The organism is Coleofasciculus sp. LEGE 07092 (assembly GCF_015207375.1).
GTDB lineage: Bacteria > Cyanobacteriota > Cyanobacteriia > Cyanobacteriales > Coleofasciculaceae > LEGE-07092.
In genome coordinates this window covers 23243-41307 of the sequence record NZ_JADEWY010000034.1, presented here as the reverse complement: position 1 = coordinate 41307, position 18065 = coordinate 23243, and the positions used below count along the sequence as shown (strand labels likewise).

Here is an 18065-nt window from a genome sequence, read left to right as displayed (position 1 = left end):
GCTAATATTTACTCTAAACTAAGGTGAGTGAACTTTCCAGGAGTGGTTAGAGCAAACAGGCTCTCCAACTTTGCCTACCTAGCTATGACATCTGTCCTCTTTTTGCTTCTCCTGGTTTCCCTTCTCGATTAAGCTGAGGTAGGGCAAAATAAAGTTATGAAAATTTGCAAAATTACTAAACTGTGTGGCTGGTCATTGGGTATTGTGTTTTTCTGCACTACTCCGGCTTGCGCTCAAAATCACCAACTTCAAACTGAACCCGTAGAGACACCTTCTATTGAGTCTCGTGAAACCATAGTGCAGGAACTGCTAAAAGCAGATATTGTTTACCTAGGTGAAACCCACGATAGTCCTGAAGATCACAACGCTCAGTTAGAAATTCTGCAAGCACTCTACCAGCAGAATCCCAAAATTGCGATCGCTATGGAAATGTTCCAGCGACCCTATCAGGATATCCTTGATCGCTACTTGGCAGGACAAATTACAGAAGCCCAACTCATTCAACAAACCGAATACGAGCAACGCTGGGGCTTTCCGTGGGAGTACTACGCCCCCCTATTGCGTTTTGCCAAAACCCATCAACTGCCTGTTTTAGCACTCAATACCCCCACAGAAGTAACGCGCAAAGTTGCCCGCACTGGCTTAGAAAGCCTGACTCCCACTGAACAACAGCACATTCCCCCCCGTTCAGAAATTCGGACTGATAACGCCGAATACCGTCAAATGATTCGAGAAATCTACGAACAGCACCATCCAAAGGGGCAGGGCAACAGTACCAACTTTGAACGATTTTTCACCGCCCAAGTTCTATGGGATGAAACGATGGCAGCCGGAATTGCTGACTTTGTCAAGGCTAACCCAGACTATCAGGTGATGGTAATCGTTGGGAAAGGTCATATTGTTTACGGTTACGGGATACCCAGCCGAGTGGCTCGTCGCCTCAATACCCCTGAGTTGGTGCAGCGTTCGGTTTTATTCGGTGTGCCAGAAGCGGTGCAACCTGACGGGGAAAAAGCGATCGCAGATTTCTTCTGGTAATCTCGATAATATTCTATAGAAAAAGCTCGCCCAAGGGTCAATGCACTGACATAACATAAGGGACAGGAGATTGCTTTGAGTATGTACAGTTTACAAAACTCATTCGACCGTTTTGGCTATCATGGGGTTTACCCCTGTCCGATTTGTCGTTTGGGTCAAATCCAAGCTATGCCTTTGATGGAGGCTTTAGCTTGTGAGTCGTGTCGTCACATTTTCACCGCTGACTTGGAGCGACAGCTACTCAAAATGACAGACAGACAGCCCCCCTTAACCTGGCACTGGAATGGCAAAACTTGGGTAGGAGCGCACCTCGAAGGAGTGAAGTGGGGATGGGTTGCCGGAATTTTTGCAGTCGCATTCGTAATCCTGCCACCGACTTTAATTGGTCTTTCTGCCTACACCTTTCCTCCAGATCCAAATAGCCACTTATCCTGGTTGCCGACAGTTTGGACTGGATTAACCTTTGTGTCGCACTTAACCATTATCCTGTGGCTGGTGATGGAGTTTTATCAATTTCCCCTGGGGGTGTACTTGAGAGTCAGGCGGCAGCAGTTGTTCAATCGCTGACTTATAGCGGTTCTCAGGCTGAGAAGAGTACGCTCATCTCTAGTCCTGACTTGATTTTTAAGAAAGATATAGTTATTGTATCTGTTTCTGTTTCTGTTCAGAAAGAAAGAATTGCGATATTTTTTCTTTCTTAGAGGTTATTATGTATTATCTACCTCACTGAGAGCTGGGGAGAGGAGAATTCCCAAAGTCCCTATACTCTCTCTAAAACTGCATAAGCTCAATTGAAATCGCTAGTGGGTGCATCTAAACTATCGCGACTATCGCGAAAGATTCCGGTGAGCATCCGGAATGGTAGAGCTTCAGTGGGTAGCTCAGTGTATTCCAGAAACAAGTTGAGATGCACCAACGATGAAAAGCGAAGAAAAATCCCTAACCATCAAAGAAATCTTAATTGAATGCCCCAAGTGCGGTAAAAAATCGGTAGTTCAGCGCAACCCGGATGTTTACCAGTGCCTTGCCTGCGACTTCAGTCGCGATTTTGCCAAAAAGCCCAAGGAGGAACCGAAAACGGATCTGCTGTTGCCCATTATTATTGCTTTTTTCCTGGGGGCGTTCCTGTTAACGCTTTACGAGCAAAACCGTTCAAATACCAACCCCGATACTAGTGATCAATCCTTGTCAATACCTGCCACAGCCGTGTTTTGTTAATGCTATCAATTAGCATTAGGGATGGACTCAGGATAAACCCATCTAAATTATTAGACAAAAAGACAAAGATATATAGCGTTTCTCTGTCTAGTGAGGTACACACTGATGAAGGCAGGGAGTGGGGAGTAGGGAGTGGATCTGTAGCTCATGTAAGTGAGAAGCGGAATCGGCGGTATCAAAATAATAAATCCGCTCCCAACCTTACTGTAACTTGGCGATCGCTCCCTTCTCCACCAACAGCCGCTCTGTCAGCAAATCCCTCACCGTCGCCAATAACATCCGCCGTTCATCCACCTCAAACTGCACGGCAACCCGATCAACCCCCACCTGTCCGGGCGGATCAAGATGGGCGATACACACTTGCTCGTGATGACTTTCCAGCGAACGGTAATCGGCGTGTTTATACAACTGACTACTCGTCATTCGTCCCTGGGCATCATAAACAACTTCAGCTTGCGCCATTTCCGCCACTTCCCCAATATCTAGGCGAATTTCCCCCTGTGCTTCCGTTGCTACTTGCAGAATTAAAGGTTCGGCTCGCTGACAAGGATACTGAATTCCCTTCTCAAATAAAGGAAAATAAGAATACCTCCGCCCATGGGGTTCCCACAACCGAATGGCATAACCATGGCGCAGATAGTCATCTACACCCGCAAACTGACTCAACGCCAACGCCCCATGAGCCACCGCTTCAAACGGCTTATCTAACTTTACCTTTGTCCTGCCAAAATAGGACGTCATCAACTGCTGTACCGCAGGAATCAGACAACTTCCCCCAACCAGTAACACTTGCTCAATATCACGTTTATCGATACCTTTGCCGTGAGCAACCCCTAGCACCTCATCTACGGTATTACGCAATTGTTCAAGGAACTGGCGATTTTCTAAAATCTCTTCTAACCCATCTCGACTCAGTTCCAAGTCATAGGAGGTAAAGGTTTCTTCCTCTAACCAACTTTCTTTTGCCTCCTCTGCCCTGGAGAGACGAATTTTCAGACGCTCGGCAATTTCCAACAAATTCTGCCAGCCAATTTCCCCAATCTCAGCTCTTGACAAACCTTGCTTGTGCAGGTATTCTTCAACAATCCAGATATCAACATCTTCCCCACCCACATAAGCATCAGACTTAGCCAACACTTCTGCTTTCAATACCGTCTGGCGATCGCTCTTACCCCGATATTGTTGAGGAGCCGTTCGCACAAGACTTAAATCCAACGTCCCGCCGCCAAAATCTACCACCAAAACCAAGGAACTAGGACGCTGCACCGCATAACCTAATGCCGCCGCCGTAGATTCATCGATCAGTTGCACGCTCGATACATCTAGACGACTCGCTATATCCCGAAACCAATCCAAATAGCGCTCAAACGCTCCCACTGGTACGGTGAAAATAAGCTGAGACGGCTGAATTCTTTGTACCTGTAACTGCTGCCAAATCGAGTTGATAAACTCTTCTGAAATCGATTCGGCACTGTAACGATGACCATCTAAAAGACGCGGTGGGGGTTGAAAATCTGCCGCTAAATCCCGTTTAAATGCTTTGAAAAAACGAGTGGGTTGAGATTGCCCCAACCGTTGCGAGCGCACCTGTTCTCCCAACAAAATTTTGCCGGGTTCCTTGACAAACACTAACGTCGGAATTACCGGAATATCTTGTGCCTCTCCCTCAGCACCCGATACTTTAAACAAGCGAGAGAGGGAACCCAATCTGAGGGTTTTTGGAGCGTTGGTATCGGGTTCAAGAATACTGACAACAGTATTACTGGTGCCGAAGTCAATCGCAACAGTAGTCATGGTGTTAAAGAGTCAGGAGACAGGGGACAAGAGTTGAGAATTAAATTGGCTTTAGGAAGTCAAAACTGTGCTTCGTTTTAAACCTTAACTCCCCCTTCATAATTCATTCCCCCAGGCAAAGTACGGCTGACTTTAGCTGGACAGAGAATTCGCTCCCCATCTCGATAGCCCACAAACCGAATATAAACTAACTCTCCCTCAACAATATCATCACTATCGGGTTGGTGGAGTTGAGGATCATAAGGAACAGGCTCCCAAGGCAAACCAATGGATTCGTACTCCCAACTATCGAGCAGATTTTCTAGGGGCGTAAACAGAGACACCAAATTTTTAGCGAGTAAATCCGGTCGAGCTTTGACCATCTGACGAGCCGTTGGAAAATTAGTCAGTAAAGGTTGCAGTTGCTCAAAGATTGTATCCTGAAAATCCGCTTTATGCTGATTCGATTGCTCCTGCAATTCCGTGCGTAGGCGCTGACATTGCTCCTGCAATTGTTCGATTTGCATCGCACTATCAGCAATTTGAGAGGCGTTAACCCGTGTTTTTTCCTTGTACTTAGAACCCAAGAGACTTAACACCAGCGAAGAACCTCCCAACCAGAGTACGCTACCTAACCAAAAAAGGTTGGGGTTATCAAGCATTGCGCCTCCATTCTTAGATCTGATTCAGAGTTGTGGTTTGAGAAGAGGTTATTGTTTCTTCCCCCTCATAATAGTCGGGTAGCAATTCTCGATCATCGACCTCACCCAAAGCTTTTTCAAGTCCTTTAGTCGTTTCCGTGCAACTTGAGCCCGTAGCACCTATTACGGTTTCGGTAATCTTGCCATCTTTACCGATACGATATTCAATCTTTTGATATTCAGCCATGGTTTCTCCTAATCATTAGTACGACAGCTTGCTTATTTAGAACATCCCGAAGGACTCAGGACTGAAGATAGTCCTCATCTTAGCGTAGGAATCTCTACCCAACCCACACCCTTCACCCATGCTGGCGATACCAGGTATCCAGCGCTAGTTGATGCACTTCCCGCCAAGACAGGTTGTGATGCCGTGCGATCGCGGCACAATCGTCATACTCTGGCTGTACATTAGCGATCGCTTTTTTGCCACTACGAGTCCGGCTAGCTACCTTCACCCGTACTGTGCCATAGTCTGTCTGAACCTCTTGGATTTCTCGATCCAAAACAGTGCGCTGCTGGATAAAGTGACGAATACCCAACGTAGTCGTTTCTCGAAAAAGAATATCTTCACAAACCGTTGCCTTTTCTGGCGGACAGATAACCGTAAGCAAAATCCCCAGGCGAGACTTTTTCATGCCGACTGCTTGGGTAAAAACATCAAGCGCCCCCGCATTAAACAACACTTCAAACACGTAGCCGATGGCTTGAGGACTTAAGTCATCTATTTGAGTTTCCAGCACACAGATGGTTTCTTGGCAAGGGTCATTGTTCAGTTGTCCGCTATCGGGTAGTTGAACCTCTGATGCTTCACCAATCCAGAGTCGCAGGATATTAGGAATCGGTAACTGGGCAGTACCCGCACCCTGACCAACTTTCTGGATGCTCATGGGGGGTGGAGAACCAAAGCTAACCGCGAGAGTAACGGCAAGAGCCGCACCGGTTGGCGTCACGAGCTCCCGCTCAATCCCATTACTGTAAATAGGAACCTGACGGGATTCCCACAATTTTAAGACTGCCGGTACCGGTACGGGAAGCTGACCGTGAGCAGCTCGGACAATACCGCCCCCTGTCGGTAAGGCAGAACAGTAGAGTTGGTCAATCCCCAGCCAATCTAAACCCAAACAGGTGCCGACAATATCGATGAGGGCATCGGTGGCTCCCACTTCATGGAAATGCACCTGAGTTGGAGCAATACCATGAACTGCCCCTTCTGCTTCTGCTAGGTTGCGAAAAACCGCTAAACTCCAATCCAAAACCCGTGGCGGCAACCCCGCCATTTTGAGCATTCCCTCAATTTCTGGCAGGTGTCGGGTTGGTGCGTGACCTGAAAGGTTGTGGTCGTGGGAGTTCTGTCCTTGGGAGTGATGATGATCATGTTCTACCTCACCCAGCAGATCAACATGAACTTTCGTGGCTAACTGACCGTTGCGATGGACACTTTCGGCTCGTAACCGATACTCCTCATCAATACCCAGTCCTTTGAGCTTTTCAATTAAATACTCTAAAGGGACACCTGCCCCTACGAGCGCCCCCAAGCACATATCACCCGCAATTCCTGTCTGACAATCCAGGTAAGCTAACTTTGGCATATCAAGTCCTTCAACTCAAAAAAGCAGGAAAATTCCCCCATTCCCCACTCCTCACTCCCCACTCCCCATTCCAACATTAACGATATTTTAAGTATTGTTACTTCAACATGGTATGATTGCCTATGGCTAGATGCGATCGAGCCAACTTTAATAGACTAGCTTTGGCTGCTGCCCGTGAACCCGTCAGACGACTCTCTTCAACCCACACCGACCGAAGAGGAACTCTCTCAACCTAGTTCCTCAATGCGGGAGTATTACCAACTACAACGAACGTTGTTGCTGGTGACATTTACAATGGCAGGGGTGATCTTTGTCTCTGTCTGGAGCTTTTACTCCCTAAATATTGCCTTGAACTATTTGATCGGGGCGTGCACCGGTGTGGTTTACTTGAGAATGTTGGCTAAAGATGTTGAACGGATAGGTTCCCAAAAAAGGCGTCCGAGTTCTACTCGGTTTGCTCTTTTGATTGGGCTAATTGTCCTTGCCAGTCAATGGCAAAAATTGCATATTTTGCCCATCTTTTTAGGATTTCTGACTTATAAGGCTGCAGTCATCGTCTATATACTGCAAAGCACGCTGTCTCCTACATCTAAGTAGGCTCAGTTGTTAAGTCAGCCGCTTTTACGCTTGAAGATATCTGGGGAAATCTCCGGGATGGACATGATAGATGGTTTAACGCTTGTAAATGCTTTCCCCCTTGCTGAATTAGAAGTTGGTCAGCATCTGTACTGGCATATTGGCAATTTAAAAGTCCACGGACAGGTTTTCCTTACCTCCTGGGTAGCCATTGCCATTCTGCTGGTGGCTTCGATTGCTGCCTCTCGCAACGTTCAGCGAATTCCTAGCGGTATCCAAAATTTTATGGAATATGCCCTAGAATTTCTGCGGGATTTAGCGAAAAATCAGATTGGGGAGAAAGACTACCGTCCATGGGTGCCTTTCGTTGGCACTCTGTTTCTATTCATTTTTGTGGCAAATTGGTCTGGAGCGCTCGTACCTTGGAAGCTCATTGAGCTACCAGAAGGTGAATTAGCGGCTCCAACCAGTGATATCAACACCACAGTAGCGTTTGCCCTGCTGACTTCCCTGGCGTATTTCTACGCAGGTCTCAGCAAGAAAGGTTTAGGGTACTTCGCGGGTTACGCTCAACCGACACCCATTCTGCTGCCGTTCAAGGTTCTGGAAGATTTTACCAAACCCCTATCACTCAGTTTCCGTCTGTTTGGCAACATTCTGGCAGATGAACTGGTGGTGGCAGTGTTGGTGCTGTTGGTGCCGCTGTTTGTACCGATACCTGTGATGGCACTGGGTTTGTTCACAAGTGCCATTCAAGCGCTGATTTTTGCAACCCTAGCTGCCGCCTATATCGGTGAAGCCATGGAAGATCATGGCGAAGAGCATCATGAATGATGCGGCAGGCGCTAGTGGTAAAGATTAAATTTCTCATCCGAACTAAAAATTCCGCTGTTCTAAGTGGATTTTTCCAGGTGGGAGTTTCATGTTGTCGTTTAGTTAGTTAGTTAGAAGGAAGGTTACCATGGATCCATTAATTGCTGCTGCTTCTGTTATTGCTGCCGCTCTAGCTGTTGGTTTAGCTGCAATCGGTCCTGGCATTGGTCAGGGAAATGCTGCGGGTCAAGCTGTAGAGGGAATTGCTCGTCAGCCAGAAGCCGAAGGTAAAATTCGTGGAACATTACTGTTGAGCTTGGCTTTCATGGAAGCGCTCACTATTTACGGTCTGGTGGTTGCCCTCGTTCTGTTGTTTGCTAACCCCTTCTCGTAACACTTGATTGACTCAGCATTCGGGCGCTGAATTTCAGTAGCCTGAATGCTGAAAAATAACCTCAACCCAGGAGACAAACCGAGTAAAAAGGCATCCCCATATCAAGTGAAAAGCTGACCTTTTCTTGCGCTGTGGAGCCACAGGAGAATCATGATACACTCGACGATTTTACTAGCTGTAGAAACAGTAGAAAAAGCAGCCAAAGAAGGGGGCTTGTTTGATTTTGATGCCACCCTACCCTTGATGGCACTGCAATTTGTCATCTTAGTAGTGGTGTTGAATGTAGTATTCTACAAGCCGCTCGGAAAGGCAATAGATGAACGGGGTGATTATATCCGCAAAAACCAGACAGAAGCACGGGAACGCTTGGATAAAGCCAAGAACTTGGCACGGCAATACGAGCAAGAACTAGCAGAAACTCGCCGTAAGTCTCAATCGACAATTGCAGCCGCCCAAGAGGATGCCCGGAAAATTGCTGCTCAGAAGATGGCTGATGCGCAAGCTGAAGCGATCGCTCAACGAGAGCAAGCCCAAAAGGAGATCGAACAGCAAAAAGCTGAGGCGATGGCATCTCTTGAACAAGAAGTGGATGCTCTCTCTCGCCAAATTTTGGAAAAACTTTTGGGTCCGGAGTTGGTTAAGTAGGACAAGCAAAAGCTGGCGTTTCTTTGGAACATCGGGTTTGCCTATTTAAACCCTGGGATTTTGTCGGTTATTTATTATTAGTCGTTCAGGACTTAGTGACCGATAACCGAAAGGCTAATGGCAGAATTCCAGCATTGTAGATTTATGCGGATTTAAGACGTACAGCAGCTCGGCAGTTCTCAATTTTGGCAGTTGTATATGGCTATTATGAGTACTTTCTCAATCCTAGCTACAGCAGCAGAGGCTGTGGCAGAAGGCAGTTCAGAAGGTGGTTTTGGTCTGAACTTTGACATTTTAGAAACCAACCTGATCAACTTGGCGATCGTTATCGGGGTGCTATTCTATTTTGGGCGAAAATTTTTAGGGAATACCCTATCACAACGACGCTCAGATATTGAAGAAGCAATTCGCGAAGCGGAAAAACGCCAGAAGGAAGCGGCGGCATCTTTAGCAGATGCCCAGCAGAAGTTGGCGCAAGCCCAAGCCGAAGCCGAACGAATTCGGGCAAAGGGGGAAGAAAACGCCAAGGCAGCTAGAGAATCCGTTTTGGCAGCAGCCGCAAAAGATGTTGAACGGATGAAAGAATCAGCCGTTCAAGATTTAAACTCGGAACGAGAACGAGCGATCGCCCAACTCCGGCAACGAGTTGTAGCAATGTCAATGGAGCGAGTCGATTCGCAACTGAGAGGGCGCTTAGATCAAGACCAATCGGCGCAGCAGCAATTAATTAACCGCAGCATCGCTCTAATGGGAGGTGGATCGTGAAAGGGAGTTTAGTAAGTGCAGAGGTGATCGAGCCCTATGCAGAAGCACTGATGTCTGTGGGTCAAGAACACAACCTCGTTGATCGCTTTGGTGAAGATGTGGCTGCCCTGCTCGATCTTTTTAGGGAATCACCAGAATTTCAGGAGTTTATCGGCAATCCCATCGTCAAAGCCGACGACAAAAAAGCCGTGTTGCAACAGATTGCTGGCGACCAACTACACCCTTACATGGTGAACTTCTTAAAGATTCTGGTCGAGCGGCGACGCATTCTCTTTTTAGAAGGGGTTTGTAAGCAGTACCAAGCTCTCTTGCGAAAGTTAAAACAAACTGTTCTAGCAGAAGTAACCTCCGCCGTCGAACTCAACGATGACCAAAAACAGGCAGTCCGCCAGAAAGTCATAGCGATGACTAATGCCCAGCAAGTTGAGCTCGACACAACAATTGAACCCGATTTAATTGGTGGTGTGATTGTGAAAGTGGGTTCTCAAGTCATTGATGCCAGCCTGCGTGGGCAACTCCGTCGCATTGGCATACGCCTGAACAGTGCAACGTAAAGAAAGAAGTACAGAAGTCAGAAGTCAGGAAGATAAAACTTTCTTGCTAAATTCTGAATTCTAAATAAATGCTTGTTCTGAAGCTAATAATCCAACAACTGACAACGAATCATGATCAGCATTAGACCCGACGAAATTAGCAACATTATTCGGCAGCAAATCGAGGAGTATGACCAAGAGGTCAAGGTTTCCAATGTTGGCACTGTACTGCAAGTGGGTGACGGCATTGCCCGGATCTATGGCTTGGAACAGTGCATGGCTGGGGAACTGGTAGAGTTTGAAGATGGCACCGTTGGTATTGCCCTGAACTTAGAAGAAGATAACGTGGGTGCTGTACTCATGGGTGCAGGGCGCGATATCCAAGAAGGCAGTTCCGTTACCGCTACGGGTAAGATTGCCCAGGTGCCTGTGGGAGAAGCCCTGATTGGTCGTGTGGTGGATGCCCTCGCCCGTCCGATTGATGGGAAGGGAGATATCCAGTCCGGTGAATCTCGCCTGATCGAATCTTCAGCTCCTGGTATTATTGCGCGGCGTTCTGTCCATGAACCGATGCAAACGGGTATTACCGCGATTGACGCGATGATTCCCATCGGACGGGGACAACGGGAGTTGATTATTGGCGATCGCCAAACCGGTAAAACCTCGATCGCCATTGACACCATCCTCAACCAGAAAGAAGAAGACGTAATCTGTGTTTACGTTGCCATCGGTCAAAAGGCGTCTACCGTCGCTCAGGTCGTCGGTGTGTTGCAAGATCGGGGTGCATTAGACTACACCGTTGTTGTAGCTGCTAATGCCAGCGATCCAGCAACTCTTCAGTACCTGGCTCCTTACACAGGTGCCACTATTGCCGAATACTTCATGTATAAAGGCAAAGCGACCCTAGTCATTTACGACGACCTCTCTAAGCAAGCTCAAGCCTATCGCCAGATGTCCCTGCTGCTACGCCGTCCCCCCGGTCGGGAAGCCTATCCTGGAGACGTTTTCTACCTCCACTCTCGCCTATTGGAACGGGCAGCGAAGCTGAATGACGAATTGGGTGGCGGTAGTATGACGGCACTGCCAATTATTGAAACCCAAGCGGGTGACGTGTCGGCATACATTCCCACTAACGTAATTTCCATTACCGACGGTCAGATCTTCCTATCTTCTGACTTATTTAACTCCGGTCTACGACCTGCTATTAACCCTGGTATTTCAGTATCGCGGGTGGGTTCTGCTGCACAAACAAAAGCCATTAAAAAGGTGGCAGGTAAGTTAAAGCTGGAATTGGCACAATATGATGACTTGCAAGCCTTTGCTCAGTTTGCCTCCGATTTGGATAAAGCCACTCAAGACCAACTGGCACGGGGTCAGCGTTTGCGGGAACTACTCAAGCAATCCCAGTACTCACCCCTAGCAGTGTACGAACAAGTAGCACTCGTTTACGCAGGTCTGAATGGCTATCTGGATGATATTGCTGTTGATAAAATCACCACATTTGCCAAGGGTCTGCGGGAGTACTTAAAGACCAGCAAGCCGAAATTTGGTGAGATTATTAAGCAACAGAAGGTTCTCACCGATGAAGCAGAAAGCCTGCTGAAGGAAGCCCTCACCGAATACAAGCAGACCTTCCTAGTATCTGTGTAATTGGTTCTTAGTTCATAGCTCATGGTTCATTGCTGATGGCGATGAACCATGAACAATCAGCAATCAACAATGAACAGGTTATGCCCAATCTAAAAGCGATTCGCGATCGCATTCAATCGGTCAAAAATACAAGGAAAATCACGGAGGCGATGCGCCTCGTAGCTGCGGCGAAAGTACGTCGCGCCCAAGAACAGGTAACGGCTACCCGCCCCTTCGCTGATCGTTTGGCTCAAGTCCTCTACGGTTTGCAGAACCGCCTACAATTTGAAGACGTTGACCTGCCTCTGCTCAAGCAGCGGGACGTCAAGTCTGTAGGCTTGTTGGTTATTTCAGGCGATCGCGGTTTGTGTGGCGGTTACAATAGCAACGTTATTCGCCGCGCCGAAAACCGCGCCAAGGAACTCCAAAAGGAAGGACTTGACTACAAGTATGTCTTAATTGGACGCAAAGCTAGCCAGTACTTTGAGCGCCGTGACCAGCCAATTAGTGCCAAATACACGGGTTTAGAGCAAATTCCCACAGCCACAGAAGCATCGATGGTTGCTGACGAATTGCTCTCCCTATTTTTATCGGAAACGGTAGATCGGATTGAGTTAGTTTACACCAAATTTGTCTCGCTTATCAGTTCTCGTCCGGTGGTACAAACCCTGCTACCTCTGACGGCGCAAGGACTAGAAGCCCAGGATGATGAAATCTTCCGGCTGACAACTCGTGGCGGTGAATTCGAGGTGACACGGGAGAAAGTCACACCCACAAATCGCCCCCTACCTCGTGACATGATCTTTGAACAAGATCCAGTGCAAATTCTTGATGCTCTTTTGCCGTTGTATCTGAACAACCAGTTGCTGCGGGCATTGCAAGAATCAGCGGCAAGCGAACTAGCAGCGCGGATGACGGCAATGAACAACGCCAGTGACAACGCCACAGAACTGATTGGCAACCTAACGTTGTCTTACAATAAGGCGCGGCAGGCGTCTATTACTCAGGAAATCCTGGAAGTTGTCGGCGGTGCCGAGGCACTCAGTGGTTAGATTTAGTTTGTAAATTGATATTGATAAAATGCGTCTGGGGCGACTCAGGCGCGTTTTTAATTCATAATTCCTATGGATATTTTTAGTCATCGTTGGGTAGACGACCAGATTCTATCCCCAGAAAGAGGAGATAAACCCGATATCTTGCTACATTTATGATTATGAGGGAGCAGAATTTCAGTTTTTTTTAGGGAAACCTTCAATAACCATTCCATTTAAACAATCTATCTTGGTTGGTAGAAAGAAATGCAAAAAAGGCACAGTGAAGACAATAAAAAAATATCAAAATTGTCTCGCTCTATTTTTAATTTTGTTTTAATTGCTTTTGCGGCTGCAATAACAATAGGTTCTTTAAGCTACCTGATCATCCAATCTTTTTCTTTGGGTATTGGTATGGGACTTAGAAGCTTACTTGCCGCTCTGCTACCCGTAATTATTACCGCATCTCTAAGTTCTTTTGTCAAGACTGGCAATGCCCGCCAAGGTGAATTTCCCCTCGTGAGTACTTATATTATTTTCACCTTTCTAACGGCAATTGCATTCTTAATGCTTAAATTCTTTGAAAACCCGCTAATTCCTTTATCAGAGATTCTTTTCTCTTCTATTATCGTTTCGGTTTGGTTAGTTTACGAGCGTGTGCGTTTCAAAGCCTTCTTATCACGGATATACGGAATAGTTTCTGGGTTTTTAGTGTACGTCATCTTCTTTGAGTTACCCATCTAAAAGTTTGCTTGGCGGTGGTAAAGTCACTCGCTATATCGGTCGCCACGGCACCAGTCGTGTTGCGAAAGCTGCGCTGGTAGGTGCAGTGCCACCGCTGATGTTGAAGACAGAAGCAAATCCTGGTGGGTTGCCGATCGAAGTCTTTGACAATATCCGTGCAGGTGTGAGCAGCGATCGCTCTCAGTTCTAAAAAGACCTCAGTGAAGCATTTTTCGGTGCCAATAGACTGACTGACAAAACTTGTGAGCAGATGCCTAGAAAGCCCAACCCCTCTCCCTTGGGGAGAGGGGTTGGGGGTGAGGTTAACCGAGTAGTATGGCTTCTGCACCTTTATCGTCAAGATTAACGACTCGATACTGCTACTTGCCGAGGTTGGTAATTAGACCCCTGCTTGTCAGCACAAAATCCCAATTCGCGGCTTTGTCCGGGTGCAATAACCCGCCCCCAATCTAGAGGTGTGACTGTATACTGAGAACCTTGGGGTTTAAACTTACCGTTCCAACTTTGACGAATTGCCGCCTGATCCATCTGGAACTGCAATTCCCAATCCCGAACATTTTTATTGCCCTGATTGGTGACTTGCAGGCTCAGGCAAAATCCGTCCTGCCAATCTGAATGGATGTTAGACGCCACCTTTAACTGAGGTGGGCTTGTTATCGGAACCGTTACACTGGGTTGATTGTTAGAGGTTGAGTTAATGGCAACAGCAGAAAGTTGCTGGGGTTGGTAGTCAGACCCCTGCTTATTGGCACAGAATCCTAACTCTCGGCTTTGTCCGGGTTCGATCACCCGTCCCCAATCTAAGGGAGTCCCGGTATATTGTGACCCTTGGCGCTTAAAGTTACCGTTCCAACTCTCATTAATCGTTGCTTGATTCATCTGGAATTGCAACTGCCAATCACGAACACTACTACTGCTTGGATTGATGACCTGTAGACTCATGCAAAATCCGTCCTGCCAATCGGAGCGTATATTTGAGACTACTTTCAATTGGGGTTGCGCTGTAGGGGATATAGTCGAAGGGGGTTGGGGTTTTGGCGTGGGAGCGATCGCAATGGGGGAAGAACGCGGTTTGGGGTTGACAATCGCCGCCGTTGGGGTATGGGAAAAGCGAGTTGCAACCAGCAGTCCTTGGAGCAGTTCTTGCTTGGGAGCATCGACGGTTAGCCAGTCATCTAATAAAATACCACCCGTATCGTCACTGTTAGGATTCCAACTCCAGTAGGCGAAACCTAGCTCTTCTTGACGGACGAACTCCACTAATTTCCGTTGCCAAATTCCTTCTTTGGAGTTTTTGCCGACTTGCCGACCCCCGAATTCGCCAATAAAGACGGGAGCAATTCCTTTCGTGGCGATATAGTTCCATCCAATTTCCCAGCGCTTAGAAAGATTATTGGGAAAACTGGGTTCGGAAAACCAAGGTTGATCAAAAACTCCAGCACCGTATTCGTGAGGGGAATAAACGACCTTGTTAGGACGCGACAGCCGGACTGGAAAGCGTCCGACTCCCTCTAAATTGGCACCCATCCAATGAATTTCCAGCTTTTGACCAGGGACATTATTTTCGACACCTTCAACGACAATTAACCAATTGGGGTTGATGTCGAGAATTGCATTACCTGCTCGTTCGGCTGCCAGTCGCCAGTCGGTCGCTAGGTTGTTGGTTCCCCAACTCGCTCGACCGTGGGGTTCGTTTTTGAGGTCTGCGCCAATAATATTGAGCTGATTTTTGTAGCGCTTTGCCAGCATCGTCCAAGTATCAATCCAGTCTTTCTCGGTGAAGCCGTCACCGTACCATAATTCTGGAATGCGTTGGTCGTTGAGTCGGTGAGAGTCCAGCAGGATCATTAATCCTTGGCGATCGGCTTCTTGGATGATCGCATCCATAACTTCCAACGGCGATTTCCCCTCCAGTTCAGAGTTAACGCCAATGCTGTAGTCGATGCCTGTTACTTCTGAAGCTCTCAGAGATTGTACGGAGTAGGGAAGCCGAATTGTGTTGTAGCCCAAGTTTTTCATCTGGGCTAGCATCTCTTTGTAATCCCGTTCCCACAAACCGTGAGGGGCGTGCATTTCTGTTTCAATGCCAAACCAGTTCACGCCTCGGAGCAACACTTGCTGACCTTTAGCATCAACAATTTTCGCCCTTCGGGTAGATAAGGGAACTTGAATGGTAATAGCTGAACTAGTTGCTGTTACAGGGCTTTGATTTGGTAAAACCAATCCCATCAGTAAGGACAACAGTAAGGCTAATCCAAACCAAAGTAGTCTGGAATACAGTTTCAAAGGGAATCGTCTTTCTCTAGAGGCATATTGCCATGCTTCCCGATTCTGCTGGCGGTTCGCGTTGTGCGATCGGGTGAGCTGAAAGCGAATCAAAAGGGGGTGCAGGAGGAATCTAAACATAGCTTTGTGAAACACTAAAGCAGTTGATGTGGTTAGAACGAGACAACTTGATTGAAGTTAACCCGTGATTGGCGTTATTTAAGGTTGTTAGCATTGGCTGTTGTTTACCCTGATGAACTACAGAACTTGATTAAATCCCGCCTAGTAAGCATTTTAGATAGACTCTAAGGACTTCAGCCAACCTCGTTATTTTTTGACGCTCAGAGGGAATTCTTTCAAGTTAAGAGGCTCCTCAATTAGTTTTTTTGTTAAGTCGGTTCATCACCCTGACCCACTTGACACCATCTCTCCGCCTGATGTTTCCGATTGGGGTTGCTATTTACAATCAAACGTGCATGATTCGAGAAGCTAGACTCATCAGAGTCAATTTTTCATTGATTTTACGGAGTCCCTATAAATTCTTCATCTCTACTTCATGAAAATATATGGACATTTTTAAACATAAAGATTAACTTTAAAAAAGTAAGCATTAAGTCGGTTCTTTTAACTACCATTTCTCCTGCCAAATATTAGTTCAAAGGAATGGGATTGAGGCATCCTAATTCTCTTGAATTTTGTGACGGACACTGGAAATTGCCACTAGGAATTACTATTATGACTGGTTCTCCACTCAGAAAATTCGTCGTTGCACCAGCAATCATTTCGGCAGCAGTCTTTGGTGTACTGACTTTGCCATTAGTCATACTGGGTCAGAAGCCAATCACCATTCAACTCCAAGAGGAATCGCTGTTTCATGGACAGCTAAGGGATGTAGCACCTCCTTACCTCGGTTTAACGACTGTCCTTAGTTTGGCAGCAGGCACCGCTAGTCTAGCGATAACGGGGTGGCGACACTCTTCCCAGAAATCAGCTCAAGCTGAGGCAAAACTCTCTAGCTTGACGCAAAACCTAAAGGAAAAGGAAGAGTTGCTAGAGTCACTCAAAGTTTCAGAACCCCGGTTGACAGCTTCTGGACTAACTTCATTTTTGGATGAAGACGTTAAAGCCGAACTAGCGTCACCTTGGGATCAGGATGTCAAACTCGAACCATTACAGTCTTTAGACAGGGAAGTCAAATTAGAACCAGCAACACAGGCACCCTACACCAATTCTGCGGAGCCTCCCACCGTTCAACCGATGGTGATGACGGCATCAGTTGTTGAAACTCAACCCGCGACACCGACTCAACAGAAAGGGCAGACAGCAGCAACAAAGTTTGCTTCAGCCCAAACTTACATGGGTTATGCGTCCCGGAAAACTGTGGTTGAGCCTCCTACAAGTGTAACTTCGCTGCCTTCCTCAGAGGTCGAAAAAGTCCAAAATCAACTTGAACAAATCAAGGCACAGATGGAGGCTTTGCACCAAGCATTGGCAGCACAGGATCAACAGGCAGATGCTTCCGAACATTCAACGCAGTTGAAAGTCATTAAAAACTGGTCTGTGGAGGCGGAAAAGATATTTTCTTAGTACAGCACGACGGAAATAGAGCTACCCTTCTAAGAATCGCTATATAGCGGTTCCCAACCTAGTGCATCTCGGCAGCAGTTTTTGACTACTTCAAGAGAGACAAGGGGGATTTTAGCTGGTCACTTATTTCCGTCACGCTGCACTAGTGAGATACATTGAGTTTTTTTACCCACTCCCTACTCCCTAAACTCCAGGGTGTTGTATCTCACCAGATAGAGAAACGCTATATAGGGAGAGTTAGTAGTGGATTCAAGGAGACGGGGAAAAGGGAAAAGGGAAATTATACAAACCTTTCACCCTTTACCTTTCCCCTTGTCCGTTTTTGTTGCCTCACTCAAGCATTCTCCTGAATCTGGCTGAATAGCATTGAAATAATCCTGTCTACTTTCTGCCGATTTTGCTCTCCAATCCACAGGGGCAGTACTTCAGCCTCAGCTAATTCAACAATTAAGGAAGCAATTTGGCTGTCAGAGGCTTCTCCGTGGAGTAGCAAGACTAACATTGCTTTGAGATTATTTGCCATTTGTTTGGCTTGAGGCAGAACTTCTAGGGATTTCGCCCAGTGAACGGGGAACATTAAGTGTAGCGGTTTTCCTTCTCCCATATTGACTAAAGTGGGTTGGAGAATAGTGCAAGTTCCATTGGGGCTTTCATACCAAGGACTGTTATTTTCCAAGGTTGCTTCCTGTGAGTGCATCGGATTGCCTCTTGCCTGCTTCCATAGTTTTGTCTATTTTAATCAAAAAGCTTTGAGAATTGTCCAG

General features: G+C 46.9%; 19 protein-coding genes and 1 pseudogene. 14 read left to right on the top strand and 6 right to left on the bottom strand.

The genetic code is table 11. The features are described 5' to 3' along the window. The first annotated feature begins 156 nt into the window (after positions 1-156). The 3 genes from IQ257_RS10825 (at position 157) to IQ257_RS10815 (ending at position 2256) form a co-directional block, all read left to right on the top strand. On the top strand, positions 157-1038 hold the full coding sequence (locus tag IQ257_RS10825) for a ChaN family lipoprotein (protein WP_193879002.1): 882 nt from the start codon (positions 157-159) through the stop codon (positions 1036-1038). 81 nt (positions 1039-1119) lie between these two features. Beyond that, positions 1120-1605, top strand: coding sequence for a hypothetical protein (locus tag IQ257_RS10820; protein ID WP_193878999.1), 486 nt, complete (start codon positions 1120-1122; stop codon positions 1603-1605). 351 nt (positions 1606-1956) lie between these two features. Next, positions 1957-2256 carry a hypothetical protein gene (locus IQ257_RS10815; RefSeq protein WP_193878996.1) on the top strand — a complete coding sequence of 100 codons (300 nt, stop codon included), beginning with the start codon at positions 1957-1959 and terminating at the stop codon, positions 2254-2256. A 201-nt stretch (positions 2257-2457) separates the two neighbouring features. On the opposite strand, the gene IQ257_RS10810 is transcribed toward IQ257_RS10815, so the two are convergent. The 4 genes from IQ257_RS10810 to larC form a co-directional block, all read right to left on the bottom strand. Beyond that, positions 2458-4050: an Hsp70 family protein gene (locus IQ257_RS10810; protein WP_193878994.1), complete on the bottom strand. Its 1593-nt coding sequence runs from the start codon at positions 4048-4050 to the stop codon at positions 2458-2460. Between the two features lie 77 nt (positions 4051-4127). Beyond that, positions 4128-4691 (bottom strand): nucleotide exchange factor GrpE, encoded by a 564-nt coding sequence (locus IQ257_RS10805; protein ID WP_193878991.1) that lies wholly within the window; start codon positions 4689-4691, stop codon positions 4128-4130. A 13-nt stretch (positions 4692-4704) separates the two neighbouring features. Then, a complete protein-coding gene (locus tag IQ257_RS10800; RefSeq protein ID WP_193878988.1) occupies positions 4705-4917 on the bottom strand; it encodes a DUF2997 domain-containing protein in 213 nt (70 codons plus the stop codon). A 112-nt stretch (positions 4918-5029) separates the two neighbouring features. Further along, positions 5030-6319 carry a nickel pincer cofactor biosynthesis protein LarC gene (gene larC, locus IQ257_RS10795; RefSeq protein ID WP_193933031.1) on the bottom strand — a complete coding sequence of 430 codons (1290 nt, stop codon included), beginning with the start codon at positions 6317-6319 and terminating at the stop codon, positions 5030-5032. Positions 6320-6493: 174 nt separating this feature from the next. Here larC and IQ257_RS10790 point away from each other — a divergent pair, with 174 nt between their 5' ends. The 10 genes and pseudogenes from IQ257_RS10790 to IQ257_RS10745 form a co-directional block, all read left to right on the top strand. Continuing rightward, the gene (locus IQ257_RS10790; RefSeq protein ID WP_193874627.1) at positions 6494-6916 is read left to right on the top strand and encodes an ATP synthase subunit I; all 423 of its coding nucleotides are present in this window, start codon (positions 6494-6496) and stop codon (positions 6914-6916) included. A gap of 57 nt (positions 6917-6973) precedes the next feature. Beyond that, positions 6974-7729, top strand: a complete 756-nt coding sequence (gene atpB, locus IQ257_RS10785) for a F0F1 ATP synthase subunit A (RefSeq protein WP_193874629.1) — start codon at positions 6974-6976, stop codon at positions 7727-7729. Positions 7730-7856: 127 nt separating this feature from the next. Further along, complete coding sequence (atpE, locus tag IQ257_RS10780; protein WP_190641179.1) at positions 7857-8102, top strand: ATP synthase F0 subunit C; 246 nt, start codon at positions 7857-7859, stop codon at positions 8100-8102. Between the two features lie 150 nt (positions 8103-8252). Beyond that, complete coding sequence (locus tag IQ257_RS10775) at positions 8253-8747, top strand: F0F1 ATP synthase subunit B' (RefSeq protein WP_193874631.1); 495 nt, start codon at positions 8253-8255, stop codon at positions 8745-8747. Positions 8748-8945: 198 nt separating this feature from the next. After that, positions 8946-9512 (top strand): F0F1 ATP synthase subunit B, encoded by a 567-nt coding sequence (locus IQ257_RS10770; protein ID WP_193874633.1) that lies wholly within the window; start codon positions 8946-8948, stop codon positions 9510-9512. Further along, positions 9509-10066, top strand: a complete 558-nt coding sequence (gene atpH, locus IQ257_RS10765) for an ATP synthase F1 subunit delta (RefSeq protein ID WP_193874635.1) — start codon at positions 9509-9511, stop codon at positions 10064-10066. The genes IQ257_RS10770 and atpH overlap by 4 nt, the downstream gene beginning before the upstream one ends. 108 nt (positions 10067-10174) lie before the next feature. Then, positions 10175-11695, top strand: coding sequence for a F0F1 ATP synthase subunit alpha (atpA, locus tag IQ257_RS10760; RefSeq protein ID WP_193874670.1), 1521 nt, complete (start codon positions 10175-10177; stop codon positions 11693-11695). 80 nt (positions 11696-11775) lie between these two features. Next, positions 11776-12726 carry a F0F1 ATP synthase subunit gamma gene (locus IQ257_RS10755; RefSeq protein ID WP_193874672.1) on the top strand — a complete coding sequence of 317 codons (951 nt, stop codon included), beginning with the start codon at positions 11776-11778 and terminating at the stop codon, positions 12724-12726. Positions 12727-12972: 246 nt separating this feature from the next. Further along, positions 12973-13449: a hypothetical protein gene (locus IQ257_RS10750; RefSeq protein WP_193874637.1), complete on the top strand. Its 477-nt coding sequence runs from the start codon at positions 12973-12975 to the stop codon at positions 13447-13449. A 10-nt stretch (positions 13450-13459) separates the two neighbouring features. Beyond that, positions 13460-13636, top strand: a pseudogene (locus IQ257_RS10745) (alpha/beta hydrolase); the annotation flags it as partial. 155 nt (positions 13637-13791) lie between these two features. Here the strand turns inward: IQ257_RS10745 and IQ257_RS10740 are convergent. After that, the gene (locus IQ257_RS10740) at positions 13792-15855 is read right to left on the bottom strand and encodes a cellulase family glycosylhydrolase (protein WP_193874639.1); all 2064 of its coding nucleotides are present in this window, start codon (positions 15853-15855) and stop codon (positions 13792-13794) included. 594 nt (positions 15856-16449) lie between these two features. Between IQ257_RS10740 and IQ257_RS10735 the strand changes: the two genes are divergently transcribed. Beyond that, entirely contained in the window at positions 16450-17301 is an 852-nt protein-coding gene (locus tag IQ257_RS10735; protein ID WP_193874641.1) for a hypothetical protein, read from the top strand. Between the two features lie 334 nt (positions 17302-17635). On the opposite strand, the gene IQ257_RS10730 is transcribed toward IQ257_RS10735, so the two are convergent. Then, positions 17636-17998 (bottom strand): hypothetical protein, encoded by a 363-nt coding sequence (locus IQ257_RS10730; protein ID WP_193874643.1) that lies wholly within the window; start codon positions 17996-17998, stop codon positions 17636-17638. Positions 17999-18065 lie beyond the last annotated feature (67 nt).